This window comes from Streptomyces colwelliae, from assembly GCF_048158785.1.
Lineage (GTDB): Bacteria > Actinomycetota > Actinomycetes > Streptomycetales > Streptomycetaceae > Streptomyces.
In genome coordinates this window covers 1-552 of the sequence record NZ_JBLTJC010000914.1, presented here as the reverse complement: position 1 = coordinate 552, position 552 = coordinate 1, and the positions used below count along the sequence as shown (strand labels likewise).

Below are 552 nucleotides of genomic sequence, written 5' to 3'. Positions count from 1 at the left end.
GGATGTGAAGGGTGCCGTTTGTGGGGGCGGGGAGGTTCGTTTCGCGTACCCAGCAGCGTAGGAGGTTCTCGACGGCTGCGGTCTCGGCGGCGGTGTGGGGGTCGGGGTGCTCCAGGAGGTCGGCGGTTGCGCCGCGTGGCCGACCTACCTCCGGGCTGCGGGGCTGTTGCCGGGGAACGGACTCGGCCGAGGCCGCCGCCAGGGTCTGCGTGTGTCGAGGGCTCGCCTCGTGGGAGGGGCCGTCAGAGGTGGGCGTGGGATTCAAGACTGTTCCTCGGGAGGTGTTTCGGAGTGGGAGCCATGCGGGGTCGAGTCCCGTTGTTCTGGAGGGCGTTGAGCCTGAGCGCTCTGCAACTGGTGCTTCAGATCAGCCGAGTTGGCGGCCGGTGGTACTTCGCCCTCCGGAGCGGTCACCTCGGCGAACCGGTGGCGACCGGTCGACGTAGCGGCACCGGCTGTACCAGCGCAGGCCAGTCGATATACCGATGTCCTTCCGCGGGACGCTCTCGTGCCGCCCGCACTCCACCTGACACCCCAGGAGCCCCTCGTACT

1 pseudogene is annotated in these 552 nt (G+C 69.0%); it reads right to left on the bottom strand.

Annotation, left to right across the window (positions count from 1 at the left end):
- A pseudogene (locus ACNFOC_RS55135) lies at positions 1 to 265 on the bottom strand (iron transporter); the annotation flags it as partial.
- Between the last annotated feature and the right edge of the window lie 287 nt (positions 266 to 552).